The organism is Pseudomonas marginalis, assembly GCF_001645105.1.
GTDB classification, from domain to species: domain Bacteria; phylum Pseudomonadota; class Gammaproteobacteria; order Pseudomonadales; family Pseudomonadaceae; genus Aquipseudomonas; species Aquipseudomonas petroselini.
On record NZ_LKEG01000034.1, the window covers coordinates 167,852 to 183,064 of the forward strand.

18 protein-coding genes are annotated in these 15,213 nt (G+C 61.3%); 9 read left to right on the plus strand and 9 right to left on the minus strand.

Going from position 1 to position 15,213, the window contains the following annotated elements; genetic code table 11:
• Positions 1-27: 27 nt before the first annotated feature.
• The 4 genes from bufA2 to cfaB all read left to right on the plus strand — a co-directional run bounded on the left by bufA2 (position 28) and on the right by cfaB (position 3,241).
• Positions 28-279 (plus strand): BufA2 family periplasmic bufferin-type metallophore, encoded by a 252-nt coding sequence (gene bufA2 / locus AO064_RS10105; RefSeq protein ID WP_015886627.1) that lies wholly within the window; start codon positions 28-30, stop codon positions 277-279.
• A gap of 65 nt (positions 280-344) precedes the next feature.
• Positions 345-1,190, plus strand: a complete 846-nt coding sequence (gene bufB / locus AO064_RS10110) for an MNIO family bufferin maturase (RefSeq protein ID WP_046035810.1) — start codon at positions 345-347, stop codon at positions 1,188-1,190.
• A complete protein-coding gene (locus tag AO064_RS10115) occupies positions 1,181-1,969 on the plus strand; it encodes an HvfC/BufC N-terminal domain-containing protein (protein ID WP_064053190.1) in 789 nt (262 codons plus the stop codon). The genes bufB and AO064_RS10115 overlap by 10 nt, the downstream gene beginning before the upstream one ends.
• 87 nt (positions 1,970-2,056) lie before the next feature.
• A complete protein-coding gene (cfaB, locus tag AO064_RS10120) occupies positions 2,057-3,241 on the plus strand; it encodes a C17 cyclopropane fatty acid synthase CfaB (RefSeq protein ID WP_064053191.1) in 1,185 nt (394 codons plus the stop codon).
• Positions 3,242-3,374: 133 nt separating this feature from the next.
• Here cfaB and cls read toward each other — a convergent pair whose 3' ends face one another.
• Positions 3,375-4,814, minus strand: coding sequence for a cardiolipin synthase (gene cls / locus AO064_RS10125; protein ID WP_064053192.1), 1,440 nt, complete (start codon positions 4,812-4,814; stop codon positions 3,375-3,377).
• Positions 4,815-4,944: 130 nt separating this feature from the next.
• Between cls and AO064_RS10130 the strand changes: the two genes are divergently transcribed.
• On the plus strand, positions 4,945-5,466 hold the full coding sequence (locus AO064_RS10130) for a DUF3617 domain-containing protein (RefSeq protein WP_015886622.1): 522 nt from the start codon (positions 4,945-4,947) through the stop codon (positions 5,464-5,466).
• A gap of 10 nt (positions 5,467-5,476) precedes the next feature.
• Here AO064_RS10130 and AO064_RS10135 read toward each other — a convergent pair whose 3' ends face one another.
• From AO064_RS10135 to folE2, 7 genes are read right to left on the minus strand one after another with little or no spacing between them, the layout of a single operon-like run.
• Entirely contained in the window at positions 5,477-6,814 is a 1,338-nt protein-coding gene (locus AO064_RS10135) for a dihydroorotase (RefSeq protein ID WP_064053193.1), read from the minus strand.
• Positions 6,815-6,817: 3 nt separating this feature from the next.
• Positions 6,818-7,378: a gamma carbonic anhydrase family protein gene (locus tag AO064_RS10140; protein WP_034110438.1), complete on the minus strand. Its 561-nt coding sequence runs from the start codon at positions 7,376-7,378 to the stop codon at positions 6,818-6,820.
• A complete protein-coding gene (hisI, locus tag AO064_RS10145) occupies positions 7,375-7,788 on the minus strand; it encodes a phosphoribosyl-AMP cyclohydrolase (protein WP_015886619.1) in 414 nt (137 codons plus the stop codon). Before hisI ends, AO064_RS10140 begins: the two co-directional genes overlap by 4 nt.
• Complete coding sequence (locus AO064_RS10150) at positions 7,785-8,663, minus strand: metal ABC transporter substrate-binding protein (protein ID WP_015886618.1); 879 nt, start codon at positions 8,661-8,663, stop codon at positions 7,785-7,787. The genes hisI and AO064_RS10150 overlap by 4 nt, the downstream gene beginning before the upstream one ends.
• An 11-nt stretch (positions 8,664-8,674) precedes the next feature.
• Positions 8,675-9,541, minus strand: coding sequence for a metal ABC transporter permease (locus AO064_RS10155; protein WP_064053194.1), 867 nt, complete (start codon positions 9,539-9,541; stop codon positions 8,675-8,677).
• On the minus strand, positions 9,541-10,209 hold the full coding sequence (locus AO064_RS10160; RefSeq protein WP_064053195.1) for a metal ABC transporter ATP-binding protein: 669 nt from the start codon (positions 10,207-10,209) through the stop codon (positions 9,541-9,543). The genes AO064_RS10155 and AO064_RS10160 overlap by 1 nt, the downstream gene beginning before the upstream one ends.
• A complete protein-coding gene (gene folE2 / locus AO064_RS10165; protein ID WP_064053196.1) occupies positions 10,206-11,102 on the minus strand; it encodes a GTP cyclohydrolase FolE2 in 897 nt (298 codons plus the stop codon). The genes AO064_RS10160 and folE2 overlap by 4 nt, the downstream gene beginning before the upstream one ends.
• 127 nt (positions 11,103-11,229) lie before the next feature.
• Between folE2 and AO064_RS10170 the strand changes: the two genes are divergently transcribed.
• Positions 11,230-12,432 (plus strand): N-acetylmuramoyl-L-alanine amidase, encoded by a 1,203-nt coding sequence (locus AO064_RS10170; protein ID WP_064053197.1) that lies wholly within the window; start codon positions 11,230-11,232, stop codon positions 12,430-12,432.
• Here the strand turns inward: AO064_RS10170 and AO064_RS10175 are convergent.
• Positions 12,429-12,797: a hypothetical protein gene (locus AO064_RS10175; RefSeq protein WP_015886613.1), complete on the minus strand. Its 369-nt coding sequence runs from the start codon at positions 12,795-12,797 to the stop codon at positions 12,429-12,431. The genes AO064_RS10170 and AO064_RS10175 overlap by 4 nt on opposite strands.
• Before the next feature lie 127 nt (positions 12,798-12,924).
• On the opposite strand from AO064_RS10175, the gene dksA reads away from it, so the two are divergent.
• The 3 genes from dksA to AO064_RS10190 are packed head-to-tail and all read left to right on the plus strand — an operon-like array spanning position 12,925 to position 15,209.
• The gene (gene dksA, locus AO064_RS10180; RefSeq protein WP_064053198.1) at positions 12,925-13,329 is read left to right on the plus strand and encodes an RNA polymerase-binding protein DksA; all 405 of its coding nucleotides are present in this window, start codon (positions 12,925-12,927) and stop codon (positions 13,327-13,329) included.
• Positions 13,330-13,356: 27 nt separating this feature from the next.
• The gene (gene zigA / locus AO064_RS10185) at positions 13,357-14,565 is read left to right on the plus strand and encodes a zinc metallochaperone GTPase ZigA (RefSeq protein ID WP_015886611.1); all 1,209 of its coding nucleotides are present in this window, start codon (positions 13,357-13,359) and stop codon (positions 14,563-14,565) included.
• A complete protein-coding gene (locus AO064_RS10190) occupies positions 14,565-15,209 on the plus strand; it encodes a DUF1826 domain-containing protein (protein ID WP_064053199.1) in 645 nt (214 codons plus the stop codon). Before zigA ends, AO064_RS10190 begins: the two co-directional genes overlap by 1 nt.
• Positions 15,210-15,213 lie beyond the last annotated feature (4 nt).

The following is a 15,213-nucleotide window of genomic DNA, read 5'->3' on the forward strand; positions in this document are numbered from 1 at the left end:
CACCTACTGATCGATGAGGACTACACAATGAACATCAAGAATGCTATGTCCGGTGCTGCCCTGGCTATCGCTGCCGCCACTCTGTTCGCCGGTGTCGCTACCCAGGCACAGGCCGCCGGCGCTACCGTTCATTGCTACGGCGTGACTTCCTGCAAAGGCATGAACGACTGCAAGACCGCTGAAAACGCCTGCAAAGGCCAGGCTGTCTGCAAGGGCCACGGTTTCAAGGCTATGACCCAGGCTGCCTGCGACGCCGCCGGCGGTAAAGTCGGCGAGTAAGCGCAAGCCGAGTGCAACCGCAGCGGCGTTCCCCGCCGCTGCGGACACGTTTGCAGGAGTCCATGATGGCCACGTCTCTTCCCTTCCTGGGTTACGGCTTGGGTTTACGCAACGAATACTACGAACAGATCCTTGAACAATCGCCGGCTGTGGATTGGTTCGAGGTGATCTCCGAGAATTACCTGGTCCAGGGCGGTAAAGCCTTGTACTACCTGGACGCGATCGCCGAGCGTTATCCCCTGGTGATGCACGGCGTGTCCCTGTCCATCGGCGGGCCCCATGCCCTCGATACCGATTACCTGAAGCAAATCAAACAGCTCGCCGAGCGAATCCGCCCGGCGTGGGTGTCCGATCACCTGTGCTGGAGTCGCGGCAGCGCGCACCAATTGCACGACCTGCTGCCACTGCCTTACACCGAAGAAAGTCTCTACCACGTGGCCGCCCGCGTGCGCCAAGTGCAGGACGCGTTGCAGCGCCCGCTGGTACTGGAAAACGTCTCCAGTTATGTGCGCTCCAAGGCGGACGAATTCACTGAGTGGGAATTCCTCAACGCCCTGGCGCATCTGACAGGGTGCCAGTTGTTACTCGACGTCAACAACGTGTATGTCAGCTCGCGCAACCATGGCTTCGATGCCTGGACGTTTATCCGCAACCTGCCACCGCAGAGCATCCGCCAACTGCACCTGGCGGGGCATATGGACTATGGCGACTACGTGGTCGACACCCATGACCACCCGGTATGCGATCCGGTGTGGGCGCTCTATCAACAAACGCTTGAGCACCTGGGACCCGTATCGACGCTACTGGAGCGCGACGACCATTTTCCACCCTTTGAAGATCTGCTCACCGAACTGAGCAAGGCCCGTGAACTGGGGGCCATGGCGTTGGCCAGGAGAACGTTATGCGCCTGACCGATTGGCAGTTGGCCTTCGAGCAGCACCTGTTGTCCGAAACGCCAGTGGCCAACAGTGACTTCGCGGCTACCCTGCTGGGCGGGCCGACGCTGGATGTGGACGCGGGCCTGGCGATTTACCACAACGCCTATATCTCGCGGTTGCAGGAGGTTTTGCGGCATGACTTCAATGCCATCCGCTATTGGTTGGGTGATGATGAGTTTGCAACGCTGACCGAGGCCTTTGTGCGCCGTTATCCCTCGGCCCACTACAGTCTGCGTTGGCTAGGGGAGCGTTTCCCGGCGTTTATCCTTGAGCATCTGGTGGCGGAGCAAAGTGCGCCGCTGGCGGAACTGGCGCGTTTGGAATGGGCGTTTACCCTGGCGTTTGATGCGCCGCAGGGCAAACCGCTGACGCTGAATGAGATGGCGGTGTTGCCGCCCGAAGCGTGGCCGCTGTTGCAGGTGACCCTGGCGCCGTCGGTGCAGCTGCTGCTGTGCCATTTCAATACCGTAGCGATCTGGCGTGCGAGTAAGGACGCGTCAGCCTTTCCCGCCAGCCAGGCATTGGCTCCGACCGAAGTCTGCCTGGTATGGCGTCATCAGAATGTGTGCCATTACCGTAGCCTGGAGCCTGAAGAGGCCTGCGCCCTGGCGGGGATGGTGACGACCGGCTGGAACTTTGCCGAACTGTGCGCAGCGTTGGCAGTCAGTTACGCAGAGGGTGCGCCACTGCAGGCCGTTACATGGCTGAAACAGTGGGTCCAAGACGGTTTGCTCGAGCGCCGAGCCCCATAGGAGAGCGCTATCAAATCGATAGCCTCCTACTTTGTCTTGGGATGGTCTACCCTCACAGCAGACGTCTGAAACAAGGGGGGATTACTCATGCTCGCGCAACTTCCACCGGCCTTACAGAATCTTCAGCTACCGCTGCGTCTTCGACTCTGGGACGGCCATGAATTTAACTTGGGCCCCGAGCCCAGTGTGACCATCGTGGTGAAGGACCCCACGGTCGTGTCCCAACTGACCCATCCAACGCTCGATTCACTGGGCGAAGCCTTCGTGGAGGGAAAATTGGAGCTGGAAGGCTCCATTTCCGAGGTCATCCGGGTCTGTGACGAATTGAGTCACGCCCTGATCGAGGACGACGAGGGGAGTCGTCCGGTGCGCTCGATCCACGACAAGGCCACTGACGCAGCAGCCATTTCCTACCATTACGACCTGTCCAATGAGTTCTACCAGCTATGGCTGGATCAGGACATGGCGTACTCCTGCGGTTACTTCGAAACCGGCAGCGAATCCATCGACCAGGCCCAACAAGACAAATTTCGCCACCTGTGCCGCAAACTGCGGCTGCAGCCGGGCGAGTATCTGCTCGACGTCGGCTGTGGCTGGGGCGGGCTGGCACGGTTTGCGGCACGAGAGTTTGGGGTCAGAGTGTTTGGCATCACCCTGAGCAAGGAGCAGTTGGCGCTGGCCCGGGAACGGGTGAAAGCCGAAGGCCTGGAAGACCAGGTGGACCTGCAACTGCTTGACTACCGTGACCTGCCGCAAGACGGTCGTTTCGACAAAGTCGTGAGCGTGGGCATGTTCGAACACGTCGGCCACGCCAACCTGGCGGAGTACTGCAAGACGTTGTACGGCGCCGTGCGCGAAGGCGGCCTGGTGATGAACCATGGCATTACCGCCAAGCACACCGATGGCCGTCCGGTAGGCCGTGGCGCCGGGGAGTTTATCGAGCGTTATGTGTTCCCTAACGGCGAGCTGCCGCACCTGGCGATGATGACCGCCGAGATCAGTGAAGTCGGGCTGGAAGTGGTCGACGTCGAAAGCCTGCGCCTCCACTACGCGCGCACGCTGGACCACTGGAGCGAGCGCCTGGAAGACAACCTGGAAGCGGCAGCGATGAGGGTGCCGGAGCAAGCGTTGCGTATTTGGCGGCTGTACCTGGCCGGTTGCGCGTACGCGTTTGCACGGGGCTGGATCAACCTGCACCAGATACTGGCGGTGAAACCCCATGCCGATGGCAGCCATGAACTGCCGTGGACGCGGGAAGATATCTACCGCTGAATTTCAACACTGTTGGAGATCCAAATGTGGGAGGGGGCTTGTCCCCGATGACGGTGTGTCAGCTAGCTCATCAGGCACTGATCCTCCGCTATCGGGGGCAAGCCCCCTCCCACATAGTTCACCGCGTCGTTTGTCAGAGAATCGGTGATATCAAACGCGCGACCCGCATGCCCAATTGTTGCAGGCGGCGGGTTTCGCGGCTTTCTGCCTGGCTGACCTCATGGGCCAGGGCAAAGTCGTCGAGCAGCATGTGCTCAACTTCTTTGGCGAAGGCTTGGTCGACCGTCAGCAACATCACTTCGAAATTCAGCCGGAATGAACGGTTGTCCATGTTCGCACTGCCGATGGCGCTGATTTCACTGTCCACCAACACCACCTTCTGATGCAGAAAGCCCGGCGTATAGCGGAACACCCGCACGCCGGCGCGCACCGCTTCGATCGCGTAAAGGCTGGAGGCGGCGTAGACGATGCGGTGGTCGGGCCGCGAGGGCAGCAGCAGGCGCACGTCCACTCCACGTAACACCGCCAGGCGCAGCGCGGCAAACACGGCTTCGTCGGGGATGAAATACGGGCTGGTGATCCACACGCGCTCGGTCGCCGCGTGGATGGCTTCGACGAAAAACAATGAGCAGGTTTCATACGGGTCGGCCGGGCCGCTGGCGAGTAATTGGCAGAGCACGCCATCCTCGGGGTAGGCGTCCGGCAGGATCAACGGTGGCAACTCGCGCGCGGCCCAGAACCAGTCTTCGGCAAACGACTCCTGCAAGCACGCCACTACCGGGCCGGTGACCTGCACATGGGTATCGCGCCACGGCGCCAGCGGGGGCTTCTTGCCCAGGTATTCATCGCCGACGTTATGCCCGCCGACAAACCCGGTAATGCCGTCCACCACCACGATTTTGCGGTGGTTACGGAAGTTGACCTGGAAGCGATTGAGCCAGCCGCTGCGTGTAGCGAACGCCTTGACCTGTACACCGGCGTCGCGCAGGGATTGCACGTAGCGATGGGGCAGGGCATGGCTGCCGATGCGGTCATACAACACGTAAATGGCTACGCCTTCGGCGGACTTTTCCTTCAACAAGGCATGTAACTGTCTGCCAAGCTCGTCGTCATGAATGATGAAGAACTGGAAAAGCACGGCTGTCCTGGCGTTACGAATCGCCTCGAAGATCGCGCTGAACGTGGCATCGCCATTGATCAATAAATGCACTTCATTGTTGGCCAGGCACGGCATGCGGCCCAGCTTGGGCATGGCGCGCAGGGAGGCGTAGGCGCTGGAGTTACGTGCGGCCAGCGCTTCCTCGACCCAAGGCCGCCAGTTCAGCGCGGTGATGGCGGTGTGCATTTCCTGATTGGCCTGGCGACGGGCCTGGATGTAGGCGTCGAACGTGCTGCGGCCGAAAATCAGGTAGGGGATCAACGTGAGGTACGGCATGAACATCAGCGACAAGGCCCAGGCGATCGAGCCTTGGGCGGTCCTGACGGTCAGCACCGCGTGGATCGCGGCGAGTGTCCCGAGAAAGTGCAGCGTGGCGATGAAGTAGGCGAGCAGGTGCGGGCCAAAAAAATCCATGGACGACGGTACTCCAGGCAATCGAGTGCCTAACAGACCATGTTCGCTGACGAATGTCGCTATTTTATTTGCCGTGCAACACTGGCGCCTTCGCGGCGTCTAACGCCAACAATTGCCCAGGAGTTACCCGATGAATGCTCGTCTGCTTGGTTTAGCCATGGTTATTGGTTTGTCGCTGCCCGTGGCAGCACAGGCGCAGATGCTGGCGCCGGGCTTGTGGGAATTGACCACCAGCAATATGAAGGTCGATAACCAAGACCTGCCGGACTTGTCGCTGATCCTCGGTCAACTCAAGCAACAGATGACCCCTGAACAGCGCGCCATGCTGGAAAAACAAGGCATCACCATGGCCGGCAAAGGCGTGCAGGTGTGCCTGACACCGGCGCAGGTCGCGTCCGATTCGATCCCCCTGACCGACCCGCAATCGGGCTGCAAACAGGAAGTCACCGACAAGACCGGTAACCAGTGGAAATTCCGCTTCAGTTGCCCGAAAGCCCAGGGCACCGGCGTCGCTACTTTCCAGAGCCAGAAAGAATTCACCACCACCGTCAACGGCACCTTCAATGCCACCGGTATTCAGCAGAAGGGCAGCCTGGACAGCCATGCCCAGTGGCTGGGTAACGATTGCGGGACGGTCAAGCCTCGCGCTTAACGCAGGCCGCCTAACGCAGGAAATGCAGGGGCAAGCCCTGGCAACTGTCGACCACCTGGCCGTTGTGCCAAGCCAGGTGGCCGGAGACCAGCGTGGTGCTGACGCTGTGGCGAAAGCTGCGCTCGGCAAAAGGCGTCCAGCCGCAGCGCGCCAGGATCGGCTCGCTGCTGACGGGTTTGCCTTCGGGCTCCGGTTTGATCAACACCAGGTCGGCCCAATAACCTTCGCGTAGATAACCCCGATCCGGGATGGCGAACAGGTCGGCCACGCGGTGACTGGTTTTCGCCACCAGGGTCGTCAGCGGTAGCAGCCCATCGGCGACCAGCTCCAACAACGCCGGCAGCGCGTGCTGCACCAGGGGTAAACCCGACGGCGCTTCGCGATAGCCCAACTGTTTTTGCGCCCAGGTATGCGGCGCGTGGTCAGTGCCAATCACATCCAGACGATCACTCAACAAGGCTTGGCGCAGCGCGTCGCGGTCGGCGCGTGTCTTGATTGCCGGGTTGCATTTGATCTGATGACCGAGCCGATGATAATCGCGGTCATCGAACAGCAAATGGTGCACGCAGACCTCGGCCGTGATGCGCTTTTGCGCCAGGGGCTTGTCTTCGAACAACACCAGCTCGCGGGCGCTGGTCAGGTGCAGCACATGCAGGCGTGTGCCGTGGCGCTGGGCCAATTCCACGGCCAGAGAGGATGAGCGATAGCACGCTTCGGCATCGCGAATCAGCGGATGGGCCACGGCAGGAATATTGTCGCCAAAGCGCTCACGCAGGCGTTGTTCATTGGCCTGGATACTCGGCGTATGTTCGCAGTGGGCCAGCAGGAGGGTCGGCACTTCAGCGAATAACCGCTCCAGAACCCGTGGATCATCCACCAGCATATTGCCGGTCGAGGCCCCCATGAACACTTTGACGCCGGCCACTTCCCGCGGGTCCAGCGCTGCGACGAGGTCGAGGTTGTCATTGCTCACGCCAAAGTGAAAGCCATAGTTGGCCACCGAATGCAGGCCCGCGCGACGCTTTTTATCGGCCAGGGCTTGCAAGGTCAGCGTAGCGGGTTGGGTGTTGGGCATATCCATGACGCTGGTGATACCGCCGGCCACGGCCGCCCGGGATTCGCTGTAAAAGCTGCCTTTGTCTGGCGCGCCGGGGTCGCGAAAGTGCACCTGGTCATCGATCATGCCCGGCAGCAGCCATTGGCCCTGGGCGTCGATGGCCAAGGGCGCGTCGCAGCCCTCGATGCTGCTGGCGATCTTCTCGATACGGCCGTTGGCAACCAGCACATCGGCGTCGAATGCCTGGCCTTCGTTCACCAGGCGGGCATTGCGAATCAGCAGGCGGCTCATGATTCAGAACTCGTTTTGCAGGGCTTTGTAGCCGCGCACCAGATCGACATTAGTGCGTGCCACGTCTTCGGAAAACTCCGAGGCGCTCACACTCACCGGCGGGTATTGCGACAAGTCGGTGTTGGGGCCGATGCGGGTGGTGGAGGGCACGTAGAAGGCGGCGGGCAAATCGCGACCGTCGACCACCGAGTTGTGGCGCACCACACAGCCGTCGCCCACGGCGCAGTTGAACAGCACGCTGTTGAAACCGATGAACACACGGTCGCCGACGGTGCAGGGGCCGTGCACGATGGAACGATGGGCAATGGAGGTGAATTCGCCGATGGTGACCGCCGCGCCGGACTTGGAGTGGATGACCACGCCGTCCTGGATATTGGAGTTGGCGCCGATGGTGATCGGGTCCATGGCGCCGCTGGCATCGACTTCATCGGCACGGATGACGGCGTAGGGGCCGACGAAGACGTTCTCGCCGATGATGACCTTGCCGCAGATGATCGCGGTTTTGTCGACGTAGGCCGATTCGGCAATGACCGGCAGATCGCCGGAAGGGTTTTTGCGGATCATGCAGCGGGCTCCGTAATGATGTAGACGTGGTCGCCGTCGATGGCGTTATAGAAACAGGTGGGGCGGCCGGTGTGACACGCCGGACCCAGTTGGTTGACGATCAGCAGTACCGCATCGCCGTCGCAATCCAGGCGCGCTTCCACCAACTGCTGCCAGTTGCCCGAGCTCTCGCCCTTGCGCCATAACTGCTGGCGCGAGCGCGACCAGTAGCAGACTTGCCCGGTGAGCAGGGTTTCGTTGAGGGCCCGGCGGTTCATCCAGGCCAGCATCAAGACTTCGCCGCTGCCATGTTGCTGAGCGATGGCGGCCACCAAGCCATCGCTGTTCCACGGCAGGGCATCCAGCACCTGTTCGAGTGGAAAGCGACTGCCGACGGCAGCCCCTTCCAGGTCGAGCATGCTCAAGTTCATGGCTTGCTCAACGCCGCGCACAGCGTGTTGAGGTTGTATTCGAACAGCCCGGTAAAGGTGCTGGCCGGGCCTTCTGCGGCGAGGGCGTCGGAATACAGCGTGCCGCCGATCTGTGCGCCGCTTTCGTCGGCGATCTGCTTGAGCAGGCGCGAATCCTTGATGTTTTCCATGAACACGGCTTTGACTTTATCTTTGCGAATCTGAGTGATCAGCGCGGCGACTTCGGCAGCGGACGGCTCACGTTCGGTGGACAGGCCTTGAGGCGCGAGGAACTCGATGCCATATGCCTGGCCCAGGTAGCCGAAGGCGTCATGGGAGGTGACGATGCGGCGGTTGCCTGGTGGCAACGCGCCGAACTTGGTCTTGGCCTCGGCGAGCAGGCGGTAGATTTCCTTGAGGTAGGCCTGGCTGTTGCGCAGGTAGTCAGCCTTGTTGGCCGGGTCGGCGGCCACCAGCGCCTTGGTGATGTTGTTCACGTAGATTTCGGCGTTGGCCAGGTTGTGCCAGGCGTGTGGGTCGGGGATGGTTTCGCCGTCCTCTTCCATGGTGTGGGAGATCACGCCTTTGCTGGCGGTGACCACCGTGGCCTTGGTTTCGGTGCTGGTCACCAGGCGGTCCAGCCAGGGTTCGAAGCCCAGGCCGTTCTTGATGATGACCTTGGCCTTGAGCAGCGCCTTGGCGTCGTCGGGTGTCGGTTCGTAGGTATGGGCATCGGCGTCGGGGCCGACCATGTTGCTGATCTGGATGTGATCGCCACCGATCTGGTGGGTGATGTCATCCAGGATGCTGAAGCTGGTAACCACCTGGAGCTTGTCTGCGGCCTGAGCCGTCGATAACGACAGGATTAGACTGAACAGCACGAGTAGAGCGCGCATCGGGAAACACCTCATTGGGATGACAGCAAGGGCGGGCAGCGCAGCAAGCCGTGCACCGGACCGAAGACCACGGACAGCAGATACCCGGCGCCCGCCACCAGCACGATGGCCGGGCCGCTGGGCAACGAGTAGTAGAACGACAGCAACAAACCCAGCCATACCGACAGGCATCCCAGCACTGCCGATACTGCGATCAATACCGGCAGGCGCCGGCTCCAGAAGCGTGAAGCGATGGCGGGCAACATCATCAAGCCCACCACCATCAAGGCGCCGATCGCCTGGAAACCGATCACCAGGTTCAGCACCACCAAGGTCAGGAACACCCCATGGGCGAGCGGGCCAAGGCGGCTGACGGTTTGCAGGAACAACGGATCGAGGGTGTCCAGCAGCAACGGTTTATAGATCGCGGCCATCGCGATCAGGCTGAAACCGGAGACCCAGAGCATGCCGGTGAGGGTGGTTTCGTCGACGGCCAGGGCGGAGCCGAACAGCAGGTGCAGCAGGTCCAGGCGCTTGCCGGCGATGCCGAGGATCAGTACACCGGCGGCGAGGGAGATGGGGTAGATGGCGGCTAGGCTGGCGTCTTCGCGCAGACCGGTGCGGCGGGTGATCCAGGCGGACAGGCCGGCCATGCTCAGACCGGCGCCGAGGCCGCCGATGGTCAGGGCCGGCAGGCTCAGGCCGGCGAACCAGAAGCCAAGGGCAGCGCCGGGCAGGATGCCGTGGGCCACGGCGTCACCGATCAGGCTCATGCGCCGCAGGATCAGAAACACCCCCAGCGGCGCAGTGCTGCAGGCGAGCACCAGGCCGCCGATCAGCGCGCGGCGCATAAAGACGAAGTCGACGAAGGGCATCCACAGGTGGGCGGCAAAGTGCATCAGGCCACCTGCATGTGGGGTTGCGGGCGGATCAGTTCTTTACTGGGCCCGAAGACGCAGCCGGTGTTTTTGATCTGCACCACTTGCTGGGTGTGATGGCGAACGGCCGCGAGGTCATGGCAGACGACAATCAGCGTGCGGCCTTGGTCGTGCCAGGCATGGATGTGTTTCCAGCACAGCGCTTGGCCTTCTTCATCCAGCGCGGCGTGGGGTTCGTCGAGCAACAACACCGGCGCTTCGGCCAGGCTCATGCGGGCGAGCAGGGCGCGCTGCAATTCGCCACCGGACAAGGCCATCAACGGGCGGTGCTCCAGGCCGCTGAGGCACCAGTCTTCAAGCACCGCTTCAAGGCGCTGGCTGCGTTGTTGCGGGGTGAGTTGGGTGCCCCAGAATCCGGCGGCGACCAGTTCTTGCAGGCTGATGGGGAACTGACGGTCCAAGTGCTGTTGCTGAGGCAGAAACGACAGGCCGCCACGGCGTGGAACATCCACCGAGACTTTACCTGCCAAGGGCTTTTGCAGGCCGGCGATGACTTTGAGCAGGCTGCTTTTACCGGTGCCGTTGGCGCCGATGATGCCAGTGAGGCTGCCTTGTTCCAGGGTGAAGTCTGTCGCGGGGGTCAGCGGTTGGCCGGGGGCGCCCCAGCGCAAAGCGGTGCAGGTGATCATGCAGGGGTTCTCGTCCAGCGGCTTTCAGCCACGGCATCGTGCGCGTGCAGGCTTTCGGCATGGATCACTTTCAGGTGGAAGGCTTTGACGGCATCCGAGCGTTTTAAGGCGAGGTTCAGGCGGCGGGCGGCGTCTTCGCAGAACATCAAGTTCTGCCCGTTGGCCAGGGCGAAGGCTTGTTCGTCCGCACGTTTTACGGCGGTTTGTACGGCGGTGCCGAGGGCGGCTTCGACGTTATCGATCAGGTCATTGATGGGCAGGCCGGCTTGGTCGCCGTCCAATGTGATCAGCAGTTGCGCGCTGCTGCGCTGACTGTGGGGCGTGGCGACGATGCCGTTGGCGCTGCCGAGCCAGGTCAACACGTCCTCATGCCGCAACGGTGTGTCGCCGAAATCCTCGAGAAATTGCTGCTGAATCAACTGCCTGGCGAGTGCAGCAGAGCAAGGGCAAGTTGAGGAATAAGTAACGTCAATTTTTAGTTCCACGTGGAACATCTGGTTTTCCAGACGCGCTTCGATGCTCACCGGATAGCGTTTCCAACCGGCCAGTGGGCTGACCAGCGCCGGGCGTTTGAGGAGCAGATCGGTGTGGATACGCAGGTAGGCGTTATTAGATAAACCTTCATGACTGTCGAGAAAACGCTGCAGTACATTACGCAGAAGTGCAGGCGTAAGCGGCTGCTGGTCAAACGTCTCCAGCGCCAGGTACAGGCGTGACATATGAATGCCACGGGCGGCGCCGTCGTCCAGGCTCACGCCGGCATCGGCGGTGGCGGTCAGGCGTTGGCCGTCGATAAGGATCGGCAGGGCGATGCCGCACATCCCCACCCAGTCGAGTGGCAAGGCTTGGCGTGAAGCCTGCGCGGCGATATCCGGCAGAGTCAGCGCATTCATGAGCAGGTCCATCGTTGGAAATGATTTGACATGTTATAGTATAACAATAGAGTCGACGATGAATATTCTGCTCCTGCCTTTTTTCAGTCATGTCGAGTAGGGACGCTCCTTTATTTGCGGTATTTGTATGCACAGACGTCAGCTCCTTAACCTGCTTCTGGCCAGCCCTCTTTTCACCTTGCCGTTTGCGGCCCACGCCACACAGATACGCAACGCCCGCCTGTGGCGCTCTGACGACAAGCTGCGGCTGGTGTTCGACCTCAGCGGCCCGGTGCAGTACAAGACCTTCACCCTGAGCGCGCCGGAGCGTTTGATCATCGACCTGAGCGGCGCCGGGCTCAGTGGTGATTTCTCTCAGCTGGCGTTGACGAACAGCGGGATCACCTCGATCCGCTCGGGGCATTTCGGCAAGGGCGACACGCGCATCGTGCTCGACCTGGCTGCGCCGATGCAGCTCAACAGCTTTGTGTTGCCGCCCCAGGATGGGCAGGGTCATCGTCTGGTGCTGGATCTGACCAGCGCCACCCAGACGCCTCGTCAAATAGCGTCAGAGCCCACGCCCCTGGTGGATAAGGCGCACCCCAAGCGCGACATCATCGTGGTGGTCGATCCCGGCCACGGCGGCAAGGACCCCGGCGCAGTCGGCTCCAAGGGCCAGCGCGAAAAAGACGTGGTGTTGTCCATCGCTCAGCTGTTGGCCAAACGCCTGAAGCGCGAGAAGGGTTTTGACGTGAAGTTGGTGCGCAACGACGACTTCTTCGTGCCGCTGCGCAAACGGGTGGAGATCGCCCACAAGCACAATGCCGACATGTTTATCTCGGTGCATGCGGATGCGGCGCCGCGCATCACCGCGTCGGGTGCTTCGGTGTATGCGTTGTCCGAAGGCGGTGCGACGTCAGCCACCGCACGCTTCATGGCGCAACGAGAAAACGGTGCCGATCTGCTCGGCGCCACCCGTCTGCTCAATCTGAAGGACAAGGACCCGATGTTGGCCGGGGTGATTCTGGATATGTCGATGAACGCCACCATCGCCTCCAGCCTGCAACTCGGCAGCTCGATCCTGGGCAGCCTGGAGGGCATCACCAGCTTGCATCAGAAGCGCGTGGAGCAAGCGGGTTTCGCGGTGCTGAAGTCACCGGACGTGCCGTCGATCCTAGTGGAAACCGGGTTTATCTCCAATGCGCGTGACAGTGCGCGCCTGGTCACCGCGCGGCATCAACAGGCGGTTGCCGATGGCCTGTTCGAAGGCCTGAAAAAATACTTCCAGAAGAACCCGCCGATGAACAGCTACATGGCGTGGGTGCAGGAACAGAAGAGCGCCCAGGTCTAACAGCCGGTGATGCGGCTGCAGGTGAATTTGGCGCTGGCGCCACCCGAACTGGAAAACCGGTTAAGGGTGGTCCAGCCCACGCGCCGTGTATAGCCGACCCACGCCTCACCGTCCGACGCCAACCCGGTAAAGAACGTCAGTTGCCCGTAGCGGCTGTTGGTCTGTGCCCAGTAGCGTTTGCCGATTACCTCATACCCACGCAAATACGTGGTGCTGCCGACCGTCGCCACGCTGTAGGCATTGCCCAGTGGGTCGACGCACGCGAGCAGGTTGGCGCTGCGCGTGCAGTTGGCCAGCAGGCTCGGCGCTTGAGCACAGGCAGGTCCTGCCGCAGCCAATAACAGGGCGCACAGCAAATATTTCATCGGGCTTCTCGAGGCAGGGAAGTATTCAAGCATTGCGCCCTTCGTCGTGGTGAGCAAGAGGGGATTGGCTTATTTGCACTGTTATACTATAACATCAAAACACAGCCTGACCCGTGACCCGCTCCCCATGACCAAACAAGACCTGCTGGCCCAGCCGCCCGCCGACTACATGAACGAAGCCCAACAAGGGTTCTTCCGTGAGTTGCTGCTGACCCAGCGCCATGAGCTGCAAGTGCGTATCGACGCCGAGTTCCTGGCACTGCGCGAGCAGGAAACCAACAGCGACCCGGCCGATGTCGGCAGCGCAGAAGAGCAGCGCCAGTGGCAGCTGCGTCTGCTGGAACGGGAAAAGAAGCTGTTGGACAAGATCGACGATGCCCTCGAATTACTGGCTCGCGGCGAATACGGCTGGTGTCGCGAAACGGGTGAGCCCATCGGCCTGCAACGCCTGCTGCTCCGTCCCACCGCGACACTCTGTATCGAAGCCAAAGAACGTGAAGAGCTGCGCGAACGCCATAAACGGGCAGTTTGACCGGCCACCCTTGATGAGGAATACCTGATGCCCAACCGTCTCCCCGTTACTGTGTTGTCCGGCTTTCTCGGCGCCGGTAAAAGCACGCTGCTCAATTACGTCCTGCGCAACCGCGAAAACCTGCGGGTGGCGGTGATCGTCAACGACATGAGCGAAATCAACATTGATGGCAGCGAAGTCCAGCGCGATGTCACCCTCAACCGCGCTGAAGAAAAACTGGTAGAGATGAGCAACGGCTGCATCTGCTGCACCTTGCGGGAAGACTTGCTGGAGGAAGTCGGAAAACTCGCCAAGGAAGGTCGGTTCGATTACCTGCTGATCGAGTCCACCGGCATCTCCGAGCCCTTGCCGGTGGCTGAAACCTTCACCTTCCGCGACGAAAACGAGCAAAGCCTGGCCGATATTGCGCGCCTGGATACCATGGTCACGGTGGTCGACGGCATGAACTTCCTGCTCGACTACCAGGCCGCCGAAAGCCTCGCCTCCCGGGGTGAAACCCTGGGTGAAGAAGACGAACGCTCCATCACCGACCTGCTGATCGAGCAGATCGAATTCGCCGACGTGATCCTTATCAGCAAGATCGACCTTATCAGCAGCCGCGAGCGTGAAGAGTTGATGGCAATCCTTGAGCGCCTCAACGCCCAGGCGGAAATCATCCCGATGGTGATGGGCGAAGTACCGCTGAACAAGATCCTCAACACTGGCCGATTCGACTTTGAACGCGCCGCGCAGGCCCCGGGCTGGTTGCAGGCGTTGCGGGGTGAACATGTGCCGGAAACCGAAGAGTACGGCATCGCCTCCACCGCTTACCGTGCGCGCCGCCCTTTTCATCCGCAGCGCTTTTTCGACTTTATCGACCGTCCGTGGGTCAACGGCAAACTGCTGCGCTCCAAGGGCTTTTTCTGGCTGGCCAGCAAGCATCAGGATGCAGGCAGTTGGTCTCAGGCGGGCGGCTTGATGCGCCATGGATTTGCCGGTCGCTGGTGGCGCTTTGTGCCAAAAAGCCAGTGGCCCCAGGATGAGGAAAGCGTCGCGGCGATCATGGGCAACTGGCAACTGAGCACCGGTGACTGTCGCCAGGAACTGGTGTTTATCGGGCAGAACATCGACTTCACCCAGCTGCGCGCCGAGCTGGACGCCTGCTTGCTCGACGATGAAGAAATGGCCTTGGGCGTCGAAGGTTGGCGCTTGCTGGCCGATCCCTTTGGCCCTTGGTATGAGGAGGCAGCCGCCTGATGCTGGCCCCGGTTATTCCCCTGCGTCCCCTGATTCGCCAGACCCGTGGTGAAACTCCGCTGGCGCTGTCCGACATCCTTGAAGAAGGCGTCAACCTGGCGGTGTGGCAGCGCCAGTTGCCCCTGCACATCGCCGAGTTCGGCGCCTTGCTGGTGGCGCTCAATGAGCCGTTGGCCGATTCCAGGGTGATTGAGCTCAATAACGAAGACGCCGCGCCCGACTTGCAGGGGCTGGCGTCCAGTTGCCGTGACCTGGAAGGCTACGAAGGCTTTGTCGCCGATGTGTCTTGGCTGGTCAGCGCTTTTGCCTGTTTGCTGGGTGCCAAGCGTATCGGCGTGCGCTTGCGCCTGTTGGATAAAGCCATGTGCCCGCGTTTTCACGTCGACCATGTGCCGGTGCGGCTGATCACCACCTATGCCGGGATCGGCAGCCAGTGGTTGCGTGAAGGCGTGATGGACCGTCGCCAGTTGAGCCAGCCGGACGCCGAACCCAGCGACCGAATCGAGCAGCTGCAGTGCGGGGAAGTCGCCCTGCTCAAGGGCACCAAGTGGCATGGCAATGAAGGCCATGGCCTGATTCACCGTTCGCCCGCACTCAAGGCTGACGAACGCCGCTTGATCCTGACACTGGATTGGCTCGCATAACCGC

Excerpts from the sequence above, each read along its gene's own strand:
- AO064_RS10160 (WP_064053195.1), bottom strand. The coding sequence starts at position 10,209 with ATGATCACCTGCACCGCTTTGCGCTGGGGCGCCCCCGGCCAACCGCTG.
- AO064_RS10155 (WP_064053194.1), bottom strand. The coding sequence starts at position 9,541 with ATGCACTTTGCCGCCCACCTGTGGATGCCCTTCGTCGACTTCGTCTTT.
- AO064_RS10170 (WP_064053197.1), top strand. The coding sequence starts at position 11,230 with ATGCACAGACGTCAGCTCCTTAACCTGCTTCTGGCCAGCCCTCTTTTC.
- hisI (WP_015886619.1), bottom strand. The coding sequence starts at position 7,788 with ATGAACTTGAGCATGCTCGACCTGGAAGGGGCTGCCGTCGGCAGTCGC.
- AO064_RS10150 (WP_015886618.1), bottom strand. The coding sequence starts at position 8,663 with ATGCGCGCTCTACTCGTGCTGTTCAGTCTAATCCTGTCGTTATCGACG.
- dksA (WP_064053198.1), top strand. The coding sequence starts at position 12,925 with ATGACCAAACAAGACCTGCTGGCCCAGCCGCCCGCCGACTACATGAAC.
- folE2 (WP_064053196.1), bottom strand. The coding sequence starts at position 11,102 with ATGAATGCGCTGACTCTGCCGGATATCGCCGCGCAGGCTTCACGCCAA.
- cfaB (WP_064053191.1), top strand. The coding sequence starts at position 2,057 with ATGCTCGCGCAACTTCCACCGGCCTTACAGAATCTTCAGCTACCGCTG.
- zigA (WP_015886611.1), top strand. The coding sequence starts at position 13,357 with ATGCCCAACCGTCTCCCCGTTACTGTGTTGTCCGGCTTTCTCGGCGCC.
- AO064_RS10115 (WP_064053190.1), top strand. The coding sequence starts at position 1,181 with ATGCGCCTGACCGATTGGCAGTTGGCCTTCGAGCAGCACCTGTTGTCC.
- cls (WP_064053192.1), bottom strand. The coding sequence starts at position 4,814 with ATGGATTTTTTTGGCCCGCACCTGCTCGCCTACTTCATCGCCACGCTG.
- bufB (WP_046035810.1), top strand. The coding sequence starts at position 345 with ATGGCCACGTCTCTTCCCTTCCTGGGTTACGGCTTGGGTTTACGCAAC.
- bufA2 (WP_015886627.1), top strand. The coding sequence starts at position 28 with ATGAACATCAAGAATGCTATGTCCGGTGCTGCCCTGGCTATCGCTGCC.
- AO064_RS10175 (WP_015886613.1), bottom strand. The coding sequence starts at position 12,797 with ATGAAATATTTGCTGTGCGCCCTGTTATTGGCTGCGGCAGGACCTGCC.
- AO064_RS10140 (WP_034110438.1), bottom strand. The coding sequence starts at position 7,378 with ATGATCCGCAAAAACCCTTCCGGCGATCTGCCGGTCATTGCCGAATCG.
- AO064_RS10190 (WP_064053199.1), top strand. The coding sequence starts at position 14,565 with ATGCTGGCCCCGGTTATTCCCCTGCGTCCCCTGATTCGCCAGACCCGT.
- AO064_RS10130 (WP_015886622.1), top strand. The coding sequence starts at position 4,945 with ATGAATGCTCGTCTGCTTGGTTTAGCCATGGTTATTGGTTTGTCGCTG.
- AO064_RS10135 (WP_064053193.1), bottom strand. The coding sequence starts at position 6,814 with ATGAGCCGCCTGCTGATTCGCAATGCCCGCCTGGTGAACGAAGGCCAG.